This is a genomic window from Micromonospora sp. CB01531, from assembly GCF_001905095.1.
Taxonomy (GTDB): Bacteria; Actinomycetota; Actinomycetes; order Mycobacteriales; family Micromonosporaceae; genus Micromonospora.
In genome coordinates, this window is record NZ_LWLS01000141.1 from 1 (window position 1) to 16339 (window position 16339).

The 16339-nt window shown below is 69.0% G+C and carries 17 protein-coding genes and 4 pseudogenes; 11 read left to right on the forward strand and 10 right to left on the reverse strand.

What is annotated here, in order from left to right:
• Positions 1–214, reverse strand: a pseudogene (locus A6A27_RS41465) (steroid 3-ketoacyl-CoA thiolase); the annotation flags it as partial.
• Between the two features lie 95 nt (positions 215–309).
• Here A6A27_RS41465 and A6A27_RS41470 point away from each other — a divergent pair.
• Positions 310–618 (forward strand): hypothetical protein, encoded by a 309-nt coding sequence (locus A6A27_RS41470; protein WP_073840133.1) that lies wholly within the window; start codon positions 310–312, stop codon positions 616–618.
• A gap of 12 nt (positions 619–630) precedes the next feature.
• On the forward strand, positions 631–837 hold the full coding sequence (locus A6A27_RS41475; protein ID WP_073840134.1) for a hypothetical protein: 207 nt from the start codon (positions 631–633) through the stop codon (positions 835–837).
• A gap of 122 nt (positions 838–959) precedes the next feature.
• Here A6A27_RS41475 and A6A27_RS41480 read toward each other — a convergent pair whose 3' ends face one another.
• From A6A27_RS41480 to A6A27_RS41500, 5 genes are all read right to left on the reverse strand, one after another.
• Positions 960–1541, reverse strand: a complete 582-nt coding sequence (locus A6A27_RS41480; RefSeq protein WP_073840135.1) for a carboxymuconolactone decarboxylase family protein — start codon at positions 1539–1541, stop codon at positions 960–962.
• The gene (locus A6A27_RS41485; RefSeq protein WP_073840136.1) at positions 1541–1864 is read right to left on the reverse strand and encodes a hypothetical protein; all 324 of its coding nucleotides are present in this window, start codon (positions 1862–1864) and stop codon (positions 1541–1543) included. The genes A6A27_RS41480 and A6A27_RS41485 overlap by 1 nt, the downstream gene beginning before the upstream one ends.
• A 603-nt stretch (positions 1865–2467) precedes the next feature.
• Complete coding sequence (locus A6A27_RS46725) at positions 2468–2878, reverse strand: TOTE conflict system archaeo-eukaryotic primase domain-containing protein (RefSeq protein ID WP_443190047.1); 411 nt, start codon at positions 2876–2878, stop codon at positions 2468–2470.
• Positions 2879–3095: 217 nt separating this feature from the next.
• Positions 3096–3293, reverse strand: a complete 198-nt coding sequence (locus A6A27_RS41495; protein WP_073840137.1) for a DUF5957 family protein — start codon at positions 3291–3293, stop codon at positions 3096–3098.
• Positions 3290–5461, reverse strand: coding sequence for an MMPL family transporter (locus tag A6A27_RS41500; protein WP_073840138.1), 2172 nt, complete (start codon positions 5459–5461; stop codon positions 3290–3292). The genes A6A27_RS41495 and A6A27_RS41500 overlap by 4 nt, the downstream gene beginning before the upstream one ends.
• A 163-nt stretch (positions 5462–5624) precedes the next feature.
• Between A6A27_RS41500 and A6A27_RS41505 the strand changes: the two genes are divergently transcribed.
• From A6A27_RS41505 to A6A27_RS41515, 3 genes are all read left to right on the forward strand, one after another.
• Positions 5625–6863 (forward strand): sensor histidine kinase, encoded by a 1239-nt coding sequence (locus tag A6A27_RS41505; RefSeq protein ID WP_073840139.1) that lies wholly within the window; start codon positions 5625–5627, stop codon positions 6861–6863.
• Positions 6860–7540, forward strand: coding sequence for a response regulator (locus A6A27_RS41510; protein WP_143194453.1), 681 nt, complete (start codon positions 6860–6862; stop codon positions 7538–7540). The genes A6A27_RS41505 and A6A27_RS41510 overlap by 4 nt, the downstream gene beginning before the upstream one ends.
• Positions 7541–8246: 706 nt before the next feature.
• A complete protein-coding gene (locus tag A6A27_RS41515; RefSeq protein ID WP_073840140.1) occupies positions 8247–8519 on the forward strand; it encodes a DUF4326 domain-containing protein in 273 nt (90 codons plus the stop codon).
• Here the strand turns inward: A6A27_RS41515 and A6A27_RS41520 are convergent.
• Positions 8509–9384: a hypothetical protein gene (locus A6A27_RS41520; protein ID WP_073840141.1), complete on the reverse strand. Its 876-nt coding sequence runs from the start codon at positions 9382–9384 to the stop codon at positions 8509–8511. The genes A6A27_RS41515 and A6A27_RS41520 overlap by 11 nt on opposite strands.
• A 535-nt stretch (positions 9385–9919) precedes the next feature.
• On the opposite strand from A6A27_RS41520, the pseudogene A6A27_RS46730 reads away from it, so the two are divergent.
• The 3 genes and pseudogenes from A6A27_RS46730 to A6A27_RS41530 all read left to right on the forward strand — a co-directional run.
• A pseudogene (locus A6A27_RS46730) lies at positions 9920–10054 on the forward strand (hypothetical protein); the annotation flags it as partial.
• 472 nt (positions 10055–10526) lie between these two features.
• A complete protein-coding gene (locus tag A6A27_RS46735) occupies positions 10527–10706 on the forward strand; it encodes a hypothetical protein (RefSeq protein ID WP_241825720.1) in 180 nt (59 codons plus the stop codon).
• 146 nt (positions 10707–10852) lie between these two features.
• Complete coding sequence (locus tag A6A27_RS41530; protein WP_198940679.1) at positions 10853–11533, forward strand: YdcF family protein; 681 nt, start codon at positions 10853–10855, stop codon at positions 11531–11533.
• A gap of 6 nt (positions 11534–11539) precedes the next feature.
• On the opposite strand, the pseudogene A6A27_RS41535 reads toward A6A27_RS41530, so the two are convergent.
• Positions 11540–11995, reverse strand: a pseudogene (locus A6A27_RS41535) (XRE family transcriptional regulator); the annotation flags it as partial.
• Here A6A27_RS41535 and A6A27_RS47285 point away from each other — a divergent pair.
• Positions 11987–12145: pseudogene (locus A6A27_RS47285) on the forward strand (cyclophane-forming radical SAM peptide maturase AmcB); the annotation flags it as partial. The pseudogenes A6A27_RS41535 and A6A27_RS47285 overlap by 9 nt on opposite strands.
• A 99-nt stretch (positions 12146–12244) precedes the next feature.
• Here A6A27_RS47285 and A6A27_RS41545 read toward each other — a convergent pair.
• A complete protein-coding gene (locus tag A6A27_RS41545) occupies positions 12245–13504 on the reverse strand; it encodes a geranylgeranyl reductase family protein (RefSeq protein ID WP_073840142.1) in 1260 nt (419 codons plus the stop codon).
• Positions 13505–13538: 34 nt separating this feature from the next.
• Here A6A27_RS41545 and A6A27_RS41550 point away from each other — a divergent pair, with 34 nt between their 5' ends.
• Together A6A27_RS41550 and A6A27_RS41555 are read left to right on the forward strand one after the other, a co-directional pair.
• On the forward strand, positions 13539–14285 hold the full coding sequence (locus tag A6A27_RS41550) for a class I SAM-dependent methyltransferase (RefSeq protein ID WP_073840143.1): 747 nt from the start codon (positions 13539–13541) through the stop codon (positions 14283–14285).
• Positions 14278–15099 carry a hypothetical protein gene (locus A6A27_RS41555; RefSeq protein ID WP_073840144.1) on the forward strand — a complete coding sequence of 274 codons (822 nt, stop codon included), beginning with the start codon at positions 14278–14280 and terminating at the stop codon, positions 15097–15099. Before A6A27_RS41550 ends, A6A27_RS41555 begins: the two co-directional genes overlap by 8 nt.
• Here A6A27_RS41555 and A6A27_RS41560 read toward each other — a convergent pair.
• Positions 15043–16167: a polyprenyl synthetase family protein gene (locus A6A27_RS41560; RefSeq protein WP_073840145.1), complete on the reverse strand. Its 1125-nt coding sequence runs from the start codon at positions 16165–16167 to the stop codon at positions 15043–15045. The two genes, A6A27_RS41555 and A6A27_RS41560, sit on opposite strands and share 57 nt — an antisense overlap.
• Positions 16168–16339 lie beyond the last annotated feature (172 nt).

Here is a 16339-nt window from a genome sequence, read left to right on the forward strand (position 1 = left end):
CCCACCGTGCGGTGTTGCCGGACTGTTCGCCGATCTGTCCGACGGCACCGCTGATGACGTCATCGACCGCAGCGGGGTCGATTCCGATGCGCTCGACGAGTGCCGCGAGGGTGTGAGCGTGCAGGTCGACGGGGTGGATGTCGGAGTAGGCGCCGCCGGGCTTGCCTCTGGCGATCGGGGTGCGGACGGCGTCGATGATGGCCAGGCCTGGCACTGGCCGGCATCGGCAGCGCACTGCTCGTGGCACCGTCGACTGCCGCAGCCGTAAACAGCGTCAGCCCTCTCCAAGCGGGCATGGCGTCGGCAACAGTGAACCTGTTTCGCCAGCTCGGCTCGATGCTCGGCCCAGCCGTCCTCGGCACCATCGCCACCAGCCGCTTCCCCGCACTACTGGCCGACCACCTCGGCGGCGACGGCCTACCTGCTGACAGCGCCACGTCAGTCGCCGCCGCCATCAGCCACGGCCAGGCACCGACAGTCGATGACGCAACGCTCCGGTTGCTCAGCCACGCCGTACCCGACGCCCTCTCCACGGCCTTGCACGGCGGACTGCTCACCGGCGGCATCGTCCTGCTCGTCGTCGCAGTCCTCGCTGCGCTCTTCGTACACCACCGCTGAAAGGAACCCATCATGACCAGCGCCTACATGTGGGGAGAGCTGCTCGGCGACGACCACCGCACCGGTGTCGAGCTCGTTCATCGCGACTGTGAGGCCCCGCTCTCAGCCCACATCATGTGCGCCAACGGCCACGAAGTGCCGCTCGACCAAGCCGCCGTGCGCCTGAAGGACGAGGCCTACGTCACCGCAATGCGAAACCGGTCTCGCGGGTCCCGTTGACGCAGCGCGTCGGCATAGGGCTCTGGGCGCCGTCGTGGTGACACCGGTCCGGGGCCTGGGAGCTGAGACTCGATTCCCACCGGCAACCCGGTAAGGCGCGGCTGCGGCGAGCGCTGCACGCGCTATCGATAACCGCGCTTGAGCAGGTACTTGGCTCCTGCCTCGAAGCCCTCGGGGCTGAGCACCTCGAAGCCGAAGGCGTCGGCGAGCCGGTCGGTCGTGTTGAACGCGACGCAGACCGCCAACGCGTCCTTGACCTGCTGGCGTGAGGCGCCGACGGCCAGCACTTGCCGCATGTCCTCGGCGCTGAGCTTTCCTTCGGCGGTCAGCTTGCCGAGCATCCGCAGCGTTGACCGCAGCGGTTCCTCCACGGGGGCCGATTCCAGGTCGGCCAGCACAGCCGTGACCATTGGCCCGTCCTGGTATGCCCGCCGAGCGGTCGCGGTGTGCGCGGCTGTGCAGAACGCCGACCCGTTCACCTTGGATACGTAGGCCGCCATTAGTTCCCGGTCGCCTACCGACCAGGCGGACGGCCCGCGCATCGCCTCGTGAGTGAACTCCTTTGCCCGGGTGCCGTAGAAGTCGGGCCGGTAGAAGGCCAGCTTGGCGGCGTCTGGTACTGGGTGCCCGGAGAACAGCCGGATGAGCGCGAACAGCAGCTTGGTTGCGGGGCTGTAGCCGTGGTCGAGGATGTCGAGGCGCATTATCTGGCTCCTCCGTTGGCGGTTGCTTCGGCCAGGGCCGTCAGTCCCGCTTCGTACAGCCGGGCGGATTGGCCGACCGCTGCGCATATCACCAGCTCGAATAGCTGGTCCTCGCTGAAGCCCGACGCCTTTGCCGCAGCGAAGTCCGCCTCGGTGACTTGCGTGGGCCTCGTGGCGACCTTGCCGATCAGCGTGTTCAACGGCGGGGGCAGGCCGTCGTTGCCGAAGGCACGTGCTCGCTGCTGCGCGGATGACCTACCCTCTCCGTTCAGGATGCGATCCACCAGCGCTCGGTGCGCTGCTTGCTTCTTGTTGTCCGGCACAGTCCCTCCGCCTCCTCCGCAGCTCGCCTATCTGCCCTCGTTATACGACGATCGGCGCGCCACCGGACACGACACGCCGCCGAAGAAACGGCCGTGGCGGACCAGGTTTCAGGGCCCTGCCGGCATCCGACTCCGTTGCCTGACGTTTGAGCTACGAGGGCTACCCAGCAGCAGCGACACCGCATGGCAGGGACTGACAGCGTTGGTCAGCGCTGACACCACCGGCAGACGATCGCACCGACCACACGCCGCCAACTCGGGGCGCGACGTGCGGCAAGCATCAGATCGTCGTTCTTGACCACAACGGCGCGGTTCGTTGGCGCAGCAGCTGGGATCGGCTCGGCGGCAGCGCCGGCGCAGACTTCGACCTGGACGGCAACCACATCCTCTGGATCCGTCTGGCCGATACCCCCAAGGAACGCTGCTCTGACCACACCGCCCTGCCGCCGGCTATGCCCGTTCGGCGATGCGCTGAAAACCCGCGTTGAACGCCTTTGCCATCACCTTCAGCGACCGCTCCCCGGCCGCTGAGAACCACTAGAAGTACCGCCGGAAACACCGTCAGCGAGTGAGTCCCAGCCGAGGATCAAGTGACGTTACGTGCTAACCCAGACTCAGGTTGTGCTGATCGAGCGCGTTCTGGATGATTTCGAGCGCCTTCGGCCCCATGCCGTGCAGCTTAGCCAGCTCAGCACGCGACACCCCGGCAAGCTCACGCAGAGCCGTGTAACCAGCGTTGTTCAAGGCCCGCGTCGCTGGCGCACCGATCTTTGGCAGGGTGTCGAGGGAAGAATTCACGCTCTTCATGATGTCGCCTCCGGGCCATGACCGCACCATCACGTACTCCCACACGTGCGCGCCGCGCCCCGATTGGGGGAGTTCCAGCGCTGCTGGAACACTGCTACCGCAGGCGGCTTTGGGGTAGGTCAGCGCGTCGAGCATCGCCGCTGGGCCGTCGAAATCGGCGACTGGGAAGTGACAGGCGTTGTCCGTCAGCAACGGATACAGGTCGATGAACCTGTGTCATCGCAGGCCCGCTGCTGCGGGTCCGGCCCGGCAGCATCGCCGCTGCCTACCTGCCGGACACCGCCGCCCTCAACCCGTCTAGCGGCGCCGCCGCCACGGTCGTTTGGACACTCTCCGCCCTAACGCTCGCCGCCCTCACTCTCCACCGCCGCGACGCTTAACACTTCCTGGTGCCGCCATGGCGGCATCAGGAATCCACGATCCGTCACCGGCCGCGAACTCGCACAGCGGCCACGAGCGCGGCGATGGCGGCGAACGCGACGGCCAGGTACAGGGGGAGGAACTTCACCCTGACCGGTTCCTTGGCCACCAGCATGCCCGCAACCGCGATGAACTCGGAGAGCAGGACGCCGAAGATCAACCCCGCGGCGGCGCCGAGCAGCACCCAGACCAGGATCTTCACCGCGGACCACCCACCGGCGTCGGCACCGGTTCTGAGGCCTTCTCCAGCGCGACCCGGGGCAGCAGGCGGGCCAGCGTGGCCGGCAACCACCAGGCCCACGTGCCGAACAGATGCATCACCGCGGGCAGGATGAGGCAACGGATGATCAGCGCGTCCACCAGGACCGCGACGGCCAGCCCGAGTCCGAACTGCTTGAGCATCCGGCCGGGGTCGAGCAGGAACGACCCGAAGACGACGACCATGATCGCCGCCGCGGCGGTGACGATCCGGCCGGTGGTCGCCATGCCCTCGCGGATCGCGGCCGGGGCGTCGTGGTGCCGCTCCCAGTGCTCGTGCATCCGGGCCAGCAGGAAGACCTCGTAGTCCATCGAGAGGCCGAAGGCGATCGCGAAGATCATGATCGGGACGAACGCCTCGATCGGTCCGGGCTGCACCCCGAGGATCCCGCCGAGCCAACCGTGCTGGAACACCAGGGTCACCACGCCGAGGGAGGCGCCAACGCTGAGCAGGTTCAGCACCGCGGCCTTGACCGGGATCAGCAATGAGCGGAACACCAGCAGCAACAGCAACGCCGACAGGCCGACGACGACCAGCACGAACAGTGGCAGCCGGTCGGCGACCGCGGCGGCGAAGTCCACTGTGGCGGCGGTCGGCCCGCCCACCAGGATGTCTGCCCCGGTATCCCGCTCGACGGGCGGCAGCACGTCCGTCCGCAGCCGATCCACCAGTTCCTGGGTGCGCGCGTCCTGGGGTTTCGTCTCGGGCGCGACGATCAGCAGGGACAACCCGTCGCCGGCGGGCACCGGTGGCGGCACCTCGGCGACCCCGTCGGCCCCCGTCACCGCACGACGTGTGGCCTCGGCGGCGGCCCGGTCACCCTCGACCAGCAGGATCAGCGGGCCGTTGAAGCCGGGACCGAAGCCGTCGGCCAGCAGGTCGTACGCCTGCCGGCTGGTCCTGGCCTCGGTGTTGTTGCCGGCGTCGGCGATGCCCAGCCGCATGCCCAGCAACGGTGCGCTCAACGCCAGCAGCGCTACGGTGGCGACGAGCGTTGCCGCCCATGGGTGCCGCTGGATGCCGGCGGTCCACCGGGCCCAGCCGTGACCGTCGGGCCGTGCCTTCACCGTCCGCTTCCGGATGGACCGCTCGATGCGGCCTCCGAGCAGCCCGAGCAGAGCCGGCAGCAGGGTCAGCGCCGCGAGCATGGTGGCAAGCACGGTGAGCCCTACGGCGACCGCCACGCCCTGCAACGAGCCGAGGCCGAGTACCACCAGACCGAGCAGGGCGACGATCACGGTCAGGCCGGCGAACAGCACGGTACGTCCGGCGGTGTCGACCGCCCGCCGAGTCGCCTCGGGCCGATCGAACCCAGCGAGGATCTCGGTCCGGAACCGGGAGAACAGCAGCAGCGCGTAGTCGATGCCGACACCCAGCCCGACCAGGATCATCAGTGGCGTGGTGAACTCGGCGACCGTGGCCACGTGCGAGGCGAGCATGGCCAGCCCAATCGCCGTGCCGACCGCGAAGATCGCGATGACCAGCGGCAGGCTGGCCGCCAGCACCGAGCCGAACAGGAACACCAGGATGACGAGCGCGGCCAGCATGCCGATGCCCTCGGCCGGGCCGCCCCCGGCCTCCTCGACGCCCTGGACAGTCTCGCCGCCGAGCTCGACCCGGAGCCCGTCACCGTCGGCCCGGCGCGCGGTGTCGACCAGCGTCCGGGTGTCCTCGGCGGGCATCTCCGTCGCCTGCACGTCCAGCGTCACCGTTGCGTACCCGATGGTGCCATCAGCCGACAGCGCTCCCGGATTGCGGTACGGGTCGTCCACCGCCGCGACGTGGTGCAGGTCCTGGACCTCGGCGAGCATTGCGGTCACCCGTTGCTGAACCGCCGGTGTCCGTAGCCCGTCCTCGGCGGCGAGCACGATCTGCACGGTGCTGCCGGCGGCCGCCGGCGCCTCGGCCCGGAGGGTGTCCAGCGCCCGCTGCGACTCGGTGCCGGGTAGCGAGAAGTCGTTGCGGTAGTCGCTGTCTGCCGCCTGCGCCGCGGCGCTTACCCCCGCCACCGCGACGACCCAGATCAGCAGGGCCAGCCAGCGGTGCCGGTACGACCAGCCGGCGAGCCGGGCGAACCGGCTGCCCGGGGGTGTTCGTGGATTGTCGTGCATCCCGATCTCCTCGTCCGCGTGACAGAGCGGGACCGACGCTACGAACGGAGATCACCTCGCGGAAACCTTCCGCCGGGTGAACCCGACGTCCCCCCGGGGAGGTAGCCGGGATGCTTCCGGCGGGTGACTCGGGGGCCCGCGCCCGCGGGCTACCCTCGGACCCGTGACCCGTCGTGCCGCCCTGATCGACGCGGGCGCGGCCCTGCTGGCGTTCGCCGCGACGATCGTGTTGCTCGCGTTGCACGGGTTCGGCACGCCGTCGCCGGAGGCGGTGCCGCTGGACGGGCGGGGTGTGTTGCTGGCCATGGGAGCCGCGTTCCCGCTGGTGCTGCGCCGGCGCCTGCCGTTCGCCTGCTACCTCGCGGTCGCGGCGTCCTCGGCGGCGCTGCTGGCGCTGCGGTTCCCGCTGGACTTTCCGATTGGCTGCGCGGTGGCGGTGTTCACGCTCGCCGCCGCCTATGGCGGTGATCCTTCGCCGATGCGTCGGTGGGGCGCCCGGGCCTCGGCCGCGGCATTCGTGCCGGTGGCTGCCAGCCCGAACGTGGCCGGCGAGGGCTGGAGCGACGGACTGGTCTCGGGCACGCTGTTCTGGGCCGTCGCCTTTGCGGGCACCTGGTTGCTCGGCGATCTGAGCCGGATCCGTCGGGAACGACTGGTCGAACTGGAGGAGCGGGCGGCCCGGACGGCCCGGGACGCCGAGCGCGAGCGCCGGCTCGCCGTCGCCGAGGAGCGCACCCGGATCGCCCGGGAGTTGCACGACTCGGCGGGCCACGCGATCAACGTGATCCTCGTCCAGGCCGGCGCGGCCCGGCTGCTGCACGAGCGCGATCCGGACCGGTCGAAGCGGGCGATCGCCACCATAGAGGAGGTGGCCCGGGCCACCGTGGGCGATATCGACCGGCTGGTTCACGTGCTGCGCGAGGAAGGGGCGGACGCTCCGCTGGAACCGGCCACCCCGGGCACCCTGGAGGAGTTGCTGGACCGGCACCGGGCGGTTGGGCTGCGTCTGGAGACCGAGCTGGTCGGCACCGCGCGGGACGTGCCGACCGGGGTGGCCTGGGCGGCGTACCGGATCCTGCAGGAGGCGCTGACCAACGCCGCGCGGCACGGCACGGGCAGCGCGACGGTGCGGGTGCGCCAGCCACCGGGCCGGGTCGAGATCGAGGTGACGAATCCGGTCACGGGGTGGCGCGGCGGCCGCGAAGCGGCGGCCGCCGCCGGCCGTGTCCCGGCGTCGGGCAGGTCCGGCTCTCCTGCCGGTACCGCGGTCGGGGCCCGTGCCGGGCACGGCATCGTCGGTATGCGGGAGCGGGCCGCCGTGCTGGGCGGCACGCTGGAAACCGGCATCGATGGCGAGGTGTTCCGATTGCGGGCCGTGTTGCCGTACGGAGGCCGGGGGTGAAGCCGCGGCGGGTGTTGTTGGTCGACGACGACGACCTGATGCGCGCCGGGTTGCGCGCGGTGCTGTCGGTGGACGAGTCGATCGAGGTGGTGGGTGAGGCGGGCGACGGCCGCCGGGCGGTCGCGCTGTGCCGGACGCTGCACCCGGACGTGGTGCTCATGGACATCCGCATGCCGGTGCTGGACGGGATGGCCGCCACCGCGGAGATCGTGTCGGCGGAGCCGACGCCTCGGGTGCTCATCCTCACGACCTTCTCCGACGACGACTACGTGTTCGGCGCGTTGCGCGCCGGGGCGTCGGGCTTCGTGCTCAAGCGCATCCAGCCGGAGCAGCTGATCGCGGCCATCCACACTGTCGCCGAGGGTGACTCGCTGCTGTCGCCGTCGGTGACCAGGATGGTGGTCGATCGGGTGGCCCGGGATGGCGGGCCACTGGATCCGGCCGCCGGGCGGCGGTTGCTCGTGCTGACCCCGCGGGAGCGGGACGTGCTGGAGTTGATCGGCCGGGGCCTGTCCAACGCCGAGATCGCTGGCACCCTTGTGGTGGAGGAGTCGACGGTGAAGACGCATGTCAAGCGCATCCTGGCCAAGCTCTGGCTGCGGGACCGGGTGCAGGCAGTGGTGCTCGCGTACGAGACGGGTCTGGTCCGGCCGGGGGAGCGGGCCCCCGGCCGGTGATGACGCCCGCCGACCGTCGCACTGTCGGCGATCCGTCAGGCACTCGGGCCGTCGCTGTCATGGTCCTCGTCATGCGGGTCCGTGGGAGCCGTGGTCGTCCTCGCCATCGTCCAGGTCTCGGTCGCCCGAGGCCGGCTTCATCACCGGCAAGTCCTGGTCTGCGCCGGCGGCTGCACCTTCTTACTCTTGGTGTCCAACTCGCCACCACACCGCAGAACTCCTTCCAGATGACGACGACGTCGTAATCGTGGAAACCTTCGTCGGCGAGACCACCCACCGCGACGACGAAGCCGCCGCCAACGCCAAGGCCATCGAACGACTCTGGAATTAAGCCGTGGCCGGAGAGGACGCCCCGGAGACTCTTAATCCGCGGGTTCGGGGTTCGAGTCCCTGGCGGCGCACCTACGAGCAAGGCCCTGACCTGGTGGTTCACACCGGGTCGGGGCTCTCTTCGTGTACGTCGGTGGTGGGTGGTCGCTCGGTGGGTGCTCGGGAGCCGTTGGACCGGTCTGGCGTTGCTCGGACATGTCGTTGTTCCGTGGACGCCTGCGCCCATCGTCATTTCTGAGGTGGCCAGGCTGAACCGAGCCTTCGGGGTAATTGGCGCATCCGGCTGCCCAGGGGCGATGGGCTTCCTTCGAGCACCCACGCGGAGCCGGTCGTCGGCGATTACGCTGGCGGCGTGGGGGGACAGCCTCGGGTTCGTGTGCAGGGGGATCTCTATCACCCGGTAGTGCCGCACGGCGCCGTCTATGTGGGGCGGCAGGGGTTCGGGTTGCGGCGTTCTCCCTGGGCCAATCCGTTCAGCCTGCGAAAGCATGATCGGGCGGAGGCGTTACGTCTCTATCGGCAGTGGCTTGTGGGGCAGCCAGCCCTTGTTGACCGGGCGCGTCGGGAACTGACGGGGAAGCAATTGGCGTGCTGGTGCCGGGTCGAGGATGCGTGCCATGCCGACGTGCTGGCCGACATCATCGGTTGACGTGCAACCGGTACCGAGCGGTGGGCCGTCTCGGTGCGTAGACACCGCCGATGCTGAAGGACTGCGGTCTTGCCGCTTGGTTGCCTACATAGAAGGCGACGTCGCGGTCAGCGGCGCAGAGTTGGGTGAGGAACTTGTTTCTCAACTGCTCCGCAGCCTCCGCGTCGGTGAGCTGCTCCAATCGGCGTTGTAGGGCGACGAACTCCCAGTCCCAGAGTGTCTGCTGGTGACCGCGGCAATGACGGTCTGCGCAGCGGTAGCGGTAGGCGCCGGTGAAGCGCGGTGCTTGAAGCGGGCTGCGCTCGGCCGGTTCCAGCAGGTCGAGCTGGTTGAGGTAGCCAGCGATCTTCTTGCGATCCTCCGCCGACCAGCCGGAATGTCGCTTGACCTGAAGAGCCGAGATGTCGGCCACGCGAACCAGCGCGATCGATCGTGCGCTCGGGTCGTCGCGGGCCTGTTTGTTGAGCCGGCACATGGAGTCTTCGACGAGTGGATCGAGGAGGTTTCGACGCGACTGCCGACTGGCAATGTGCCGCTCGGTAGTGATGGTGTCTACGATCGGCTTCCAGCTCTCGCGCCGCTGGTCTTGCCTGGCTGGCAGTGCCTCGACGTGGATGATGTCGTACTTGTGAAACTTGCCGTCGTCGTCGAGGTCCCGATAGTGGACCGGGTAGAGGCGGATCCAACCCGTCCAGGGTGGGTCCATGCCCAGTGCCCCGACACAGACCGTCTCCCCGTACCGCGCGGAGGGGTTAGGTGCCGCCTTCACTGTGATCAGGAGGCGGAGTTTTGCTGGTCGTGCCAGGAATGGCTTCGGTCTCGGATCTTCGTCGGTGCTCGGTCCCCACAACGGAAGCTGTTCCACGGAACCACCTACATCGCTAAATGCAGCTACTAGGACACATTTAGTTACATAGACAGTCTCACATCTAGTGGATCTGGCGCTAGTCGGCCGGGGGGAGGGGTAGCTGCCCAGCCGAACGCCGGCGCGGAGGGCTCGCTTGGACTTGTCACTTTCAGTAACCACTGTCTCAGTGTGTGGCGCGTCATCGCTGAGCTGGGAAAGCGCGTGTCAGGCGTTTATGGAGATCGGTGCCCCGGTCCGCGCTATCCGTGGAGATCAACTTTGGTGGCCCGGTTTGACCGCTTCGCTTCTTTAGTCCTCGGCTCTTTGGCTGATTCACTGAACAGTGATCTCCAAAATCGGCCCCAAACCACGATTTGGGTGTGCCGGTGCTCGCACGGCCCGCCGACGCCTCGCCCAACGGCCCACGGTGAGCGCGGTCTCCGGTCACGGCGGTCCTGGCTTCCGATCTCCCGGTCGGAGCATTGACCACTCTCTGTTACAGCTGTGGGAAACGGGATGTCGGACCGCCGGGGCTCGGAGGGATCATCGGGGAATGGGTGACCAGGATGCCGCGCGGCGGTTGTCCCCGCGGCGGTGGCGGATCCTGTCGTACCTGGCACAGCATGGTTCCGCGTCGACGTTGGACGTGGCGCTTGTCTGTGCGGTGTCGCGGCTGACCGCTCACCGGGACCTGGTGGGCCTGCACGAGGCGGGACTGGTGCGCCGCGAGCGCTCGCCGGAGGACCGGACCCACACCTGGTGGTACGGGGTCACGGCCGAGGGGACCGACGTGCTCCGCCGCGCCCTGACTGCGTGGGGGCGACCGGTTCCGTTACGGTTGGGTCAGCGGCCCTCCGGCGCGGCGGGTGCCCTGCTCTTTCTGCCGTTGGTCGAGGTGTCGCGGCGCAACCCGGGGCGGTGCGAGCTGTTCCAGTGGCTGGCAACGATGGAGACCTCGGCGTGGTTGGGTCAGCACGACCTCGCGCGGTTGCGGGCCGACGGCTACGGCGTATGGCTGCAGGCCTGCGGTTCCTGGTACACGTTGACCATGGCCCGCTCGGCGACGTTGTCGCCGAGCACGAGCCGCCGGCGTCAGGGCTGGGTGGACTGTGGCCGGCTACCGGCGAGCGGGCCGGTTGGTGCCGGTCGGGGCGGTTCTGGTGATCGCTCAGGACGCCGAGCGGGAGGAACGGTTGCGGGCCAACCTGCTCCGGGGGCCGCTGCAGAACGCTGTCGCCACGACCAGGCGGCAGTTTTTGTATCGCCACTGGCCGGACGAGCAGGTATGGCAGGTGCCGGGCGAGAGTGGTAAGCGCCGCCTCATCGAGGTCGGATCCTGACGTCACCACGTCACGATGCCCCTGCCGCCGCCAACTTCCTGATCGTGACGAGGCCGGCGGCGTGGTGCTGGAGTCAGCGGCGTCGTGCTGCCCTGCTACCCCTACGCTGGCAGCATGAGGGAACCCAGCGCGGACCGGACTGGTAGGTGCTGATGAACCGGCATGCGGCGGCACCTGCTGAGGCGATCCCTGACGCGATCCGGGCGGATGTGGAGACGCTGTGGCGCTACCACGACATGGGTCACGAGTTGCGCCCGTGCGACGTGGGAATCGGGCTGGGCAGTCATGACCTCGGCGTGGCTGTCATCGCGACGCGCTTGTTTCACGAGGGCCTGTTCCCAAGGATCGTGTTCACCGGCGCGAACGCCCCGACGACCGTCGAACGGTTCCCACGGGGAGAAGCGGTGCACTACCGCGAGTACGCCATCGAGCAGGGCGTACCCGCGGAAGCGATTCTCGTGGAACCGCGCGCGACGAACACCGCCCAGAACCTCGAGTACTCGCGCAAGCTCCTCACCGAACGACAGATCTCGGTGCACTCGGTGCTGATCATGTCGCGGCCCTACCAGCAGCGTCGGGCCTACGCCACGTGCAGGCTGATGTGGCCGGAGGTCGATGTGGTGTGCGCGTCGAACCGGCTCGAACTGGACGACTACGTGAGCAGCATCGGCGACCCGCGGCGGGTGGTGGACATGCTGGTTGGCGACACGCAGCGGATCGAGGTGTACGCCGAGCGCGGGTTCGCGATCCCGCAGGAGATGCCGGACGAGGTACAAGCGGCCTTCGAGCGCCTGGTGGCGGCTGGCTATACGAGCCGGCTGATCTGAGCCCAGCTACCAGCGCGGTCCTCCCGACCGGACGCCCATCCGGTCGCTGAGTTCGACGGCCAGTCGAGGTGGCCGGGGGCGGGTGAGGATGTCCCGGACGAGGTCGCGGGAGAGCTGGTGGTAGCGCACCTGGTCGGGGCCGGTGACCTCGGCGTCCAGCAGCGCGGTGAGCGCGTCGTCGATGCGGTTCCACCGGGCGAGGGCTCGGGCGGTTTCGATGGCGTGCCGAACCTGCCGCTCGACGGGCACGGTGCTGGTGTCGAGTGGGGCGCCGATGGCGATGGCGCGTTGCACGTCGCCGAGTTCCATCGCCACGGTCGTCTTGTGGATCGACACGTTGGTCGGCCCGAACGCGGTCCACACGTGGTTGCCATCGGCACCGAGCCGCTGTGCGGCGGCATCGGCCTCCGTGATGTGGGTGTCGGCCGAGGCGCGGTCGTCGTCTCGGGCGGCCTGCGCGGCATGCAGATCCTGGCCGACGAGGGGCTGGGGTACTCGGTGATCTGTGTGATCACCCCGGAAACCATCGACCACGCGGAAGCCCTCGTCGACTTCTTCACCGGCCTGCCCGGCTGCGAGTCGGTGGGCTTCAACATTGAAGAGCATTTCGGCGCGCCCGATTGAGAGCCGCGCCTCTCCCAACTACAGCTTTCCCTCGGCCATTGTTGCGACACCTGTGCTCGGCGGACATCGATCCCCCGGGCTCCGCGGCTACCTGATCGCGGAAGTGGCGAACTGCGTGGTGAACCATGCGGCGGCCTGGCCGTGCTGGCCGGCGGCGGTGATGGCGCGGGTGGCTGCCGCGGCGAGTCGGCGGTGCCGGCTGGGTAGTGCGTCGGGCGTCAGGTCGTTCCAGTACAGTCCCCATGCGCCAGCGACGGCTTGGCCGATGCCTGGGGCCGACAAGGCCCGCGAGGTGAGCGACACGGCAAGCGGATGCTTGACCATGGCCGAGTGGACAGGCGCGTTCGTGCGATGGTGCGCTGTCGCGCCGTGCAGGTACCTCAGGTAGAGGTGGCCAGCGTCGCGCGGTCCCGCTTGCACGATGGCGTTGGCGGCCGCTCGGCCGCTGGCCATGGCCTGGGCGATGCCTTCGCCTTGCAGCGGGTTGACGAGTCCGGCTGCGTCACCGACGAGCAGCACGCCGCTGCGGGTCGGTCTGGTGCCGAGCACGCCCATCTTGAGCCAGCCGCCGGTTCGTGCGCGTAGCTCCGACCTGGGCAGCAGGCCCTGGCGTTTGAGATGGGTGAGGAAGTCCTCCAGCTGCTCTCCGGCGCGGCGGCTCGCGCCGCGGTCGGATCCGAACGCCAGGCCGAGGCCGACGTTTATCCCGCCGCCCGGCATCGGAAATGCCCAGCCATAGCCGGGAAACAGTTTCCAGCGTTCGGGTTCCCACAGCACGATGTGGGGAAGGTCGAGGTTGCCGTCAACGTAGCCGCGCAGTGCGAAGCCCCACAGCGTCTTGGCGGAGTCGACCAGGCCGGCGGTATGCGCTATCGAACTGGTCGCGCCGTCCGCGCCCAGCACCACGTCGCCGCGGATTGTCGCGCCGCTGCTGAGCTGGACGCCGTCGACGACATCGTGGTGGTACACCAGACCGGTGACCCGTCGTTGCACTGTGACAGCTCCGGCCGCCACCGCCGCGTCGAATAGCAGCGTGTCGAACCGTTCACGGCTTACCGCGATCGCATGATCGGCATAGCTGCTGCCGGGTAGAGCGGGCAGCAGCACCCGCCGGTTGTTGGGCGCCACCACGATCATGTCCCCAAGCGGTCGCGCCCCTGGCACGCGGATGCCGAGCTCGTCGAGCAGTTGAACGCCGCGCGGGCCGACGAGATCGCCGCAGGCCTTTTCGCGTGGAAACCGACGTCGGTCGACGAGTGCGACACTTACCCCGGCACGGGCCAAAACAAGTGCGGCGATGCTTCCGGCCGGGCCCGCGCCGACCACTATGGCGTCGTGACGTCGCATACAGTTAGTCCTAGCCGGTAGCGGAGGAGGCGACGTGGGTAGCGTACAGCGATCCCGAAGTGAGCCCACCGTATTCGCGAGGGAGCTGTTCCAGGGGCTGCCCTCACGGTACGACCTGCTCGCCGAGGCGCTCTCGTTCGGACAGAACCACCGGTGGCGCCGTGCGATGGTGGACGCCGTGCTTCGACTGAACGGCGGTTCCGGGCGGGTGTTGGACGTCGCGACCGGCACCGCCGGCGTCTCGCTAATGCTTACCGATCGCAGCGACGTGACAACCACGGGCCTGGATGTCAGCAAAGACATGCTGCGGTCCGGGCAGAGTCGCGTTGCGCGCCGCTCCCGTGGCGACCGGATCCGCCTGGTGCTGGGGAAGGCTGAGCAGCTGCCGTTTGCCGACGGCACCTTCGACGCCCTCACCTTCACGTATCTGCTGCGGTATGTCGCTGACCCGGCGGCCACCTTGCGCGAGCTGTTCCGAGTCGTGCGTCCCGGCGGGGCGATCGGCAACCTCGAGTTCCTCGTACCAGGCAACCCGGTGTGGCGGGTCAGCTGGGTCGGGTACACCCGGGCGGTGCTGCCGGTTGCGGGGTTTATCACCGGTGGCCGCGAGTGGGCCAAGGTGGGCCGCTTCCTCGGGCCCTCGATCAGTGAGCACTACCGCCGCTACCCTGTCGAATGGACGATCGGCGCGTGGCAGGCGGCCGGTGCCACGGATGTGACGGTTCGCCGGATGAGCCTGGGCGGGGGGCTCGTCATGTGGGGACGGAAGGCCGGTGGCTGACGAGCCGGCTTCCGCGAAGGACGCTCAGCCACCTGCCGGGGCGGGTCCTGCTGATCCGGACGGGCAAACAGCAGCGGTTTCGGGTGCCGCGTTCTACGCCCGGCGCGGCGGGCGGGGGGCCGACTGGTGGACTGTGCTGCACCCGCCGTATACCGCATGGCATGTCTCCTACGCGGTGATCGGCGCTGTGCTGGCGCCGCGTGTCAACTGGCTGGTGCTCGGCGCTACGGCGCTCGCGTTCTTCCTCGCGGTTGGGCTCGCCGCACATGCTCTGGACGAGCTCAACGGTCGCCCGCTGGGTACGTCCATCACCGATCGTGCGCTGTGGGCGGTCGCGGTCGTCAGCCTGGTGGTCGCGGTCGCGCTCGGCGTGGTGACCATCGAGTACACCGGGCCGGTGCTCATCCCCTTCATCGTCGTCGGCGTGTTCCTCGTGCTCGCGTACAACCTTGAGTTGCTCGGCGGCCGGTTCCATACCGACTTCGGGTTCGCCGCCGCATGGGGCGGCTTTCCGGTGATTGTCGGGTTCGTCGCCCAGGCTCCGCCGGTCACCGCGGCGGCCTTTCTGAGCGTTGTCGCGGCCGCCCTCGGCGCGACCGCTCTGTCGCATGTGCAACGCCGATTGAGCACCCCGGCGCGCACTCTCCGTCGGCGGGCCCGCGAGGTTACCGGCGCCGTGATCCTCGTGGACGGGGCGCGCCGGCCGCTCGATCGGGAAACGCTGCTCGCCCCGCTGGACGGCGCGCTGCGTACCCTGTCATACGCCGTGCCGCTGCTGGCCGTGGCGCTCGTGTTCGCGCGACTCGCGAGCTGACCCGTTCGAGCGGCCCACCGGGGCAAACGTGGTGACCGCCAGCGCGAGGCCGCGCAGTATCGTCCGGGCGGACTCGTCAACCAACGGCGCGCGTTCCAGGGCGACGAGAGCCGCCGAACCAAGCCTGGTGACCTCGTCCTCCACGAACGTCCGGGCGCCGCTGTGTTCGATCAATGCGCGCAGCTCGGCGACGGCGTCCTCGGTACCCTCGGCCAGCAACCAGTTAATGCGCCGGGCGTCACCGTCCCCGCCCCGGCGGCGCGTCTCTGCCAGCAGCAGTGTGCACTTGCCGTCCCGCAGGTCGTCACCGGACGGCTTGCCGGTGGCGTCGGGGTCGCCAAACGCGCCCAGCAGGTCGTCCATGAGCTGGAACGCAACGCCTAACGGCAGGGCATAGTCGGTGTAGGCGGCAAGGAGGTCCTCGCCCGCGCCGGCGAGCGTCGCGCCGAACCGCAGCGGCCCTACTGTCGTGTTCGCTGCCGTCTTGGCTTGGGCGACGGCGATTGCATCCTCGGCCCGCAACGCCCCCTCGGCCTGTGTGATGAGGTCCAGGTACTGGCCCCGAATGGTCTCCGCGCGCATCGCGTCGAAGACAGGGCCCGCCCTCGTCAACGATTCGGGTGGCAGCCCGCTGGCGCGTAGCATCTCGTCCGCCCAGACGAGGCACAGGTCGCCCGCAACGATCGCTGCGGCCAGCCCGAAGTGGTCGCTGCGGCCTCGCCAACCCTGGGCCTCGTGCTGTGTGGCCAGCTCGCTGTGCACGGCCGGGCCACCCCGGCGCAGCCGGGAGGCGTCCATCACATCATCGTGAATCAAAGCGCAGCCGTGTAGCAGCTCCAACGAGGTCGCCGCGGACAGCACCTCGTGGCAATCGCTCCCTCCGGCGCCGCGCCATCCCCAGAAGCAGAACGCAGGCCGAAGCCTCTTTCCGTCACGCAGCAGCAGGTCGACCACGGGTTTGAGGAGGACCCGATCATGACCCGGATCCGGTGTCTGCGCCAACCGCGCGGACAGGAATCCGGTCAGGTGTCTCTCGACCCGCTCTCGCAACGCTGACACGTTCAGCATGGCTCGTACCAGGTCTGCCGGATCCGCCGGCAACGTTCCTCGTTCGGATGCCATTACAAACCGCCGTCGGTAGTTCCACGTCGATAGCTGGAGTGGGGGAGGAGTTGACACCGGGGAGGGGTCGACCCCCGGTGCCCATCCTAAGTGCTCATTTCCGTTAATTCGTCGGGGG

What these genes read in the sequence shown, in the direction of transcription:
- A6A27_RS41475 (WP_073840134.1), top strand. Translation starts at nt 631, where the DNA reads ATGACCAGCGCCTACATGTGGGGAGAGCTGCTCGGCGACGACCACCGC.
- A6A27_RS41480 (WP_073840135.1), bottom strand. Translation starts at nt 1,541, where the DNA reads ATGCGCCTCGACATCCTCGACCACGGCTACAGCCCCGCAACCAAGCTG.
- A6A27_RS41500 (WP_073840138.1), bottom strand. Translation starts at nt 5,461, where the DNA reads ATGCACGACAATCCACGAACACCCCCGGGCAGCCGGTTCGCCCGGCTC.
- A6A27_RS41545 (WP_073840142.1), bottom strand. Translation starts at nt 13,504, where the DNA reads ATGCGACGTCACGACGCCATAGTGGTCGGCGCGGGCCCGGCCGGAAGC.
- A6A27_RS41560 (WP_073840145.1), bottom strand. Translation starts at nt 16,167, where the DNA reads ATGCTGAACGTGTCAGCGTTGCGAGAGCGGGTCGAGAGACACCTGACC.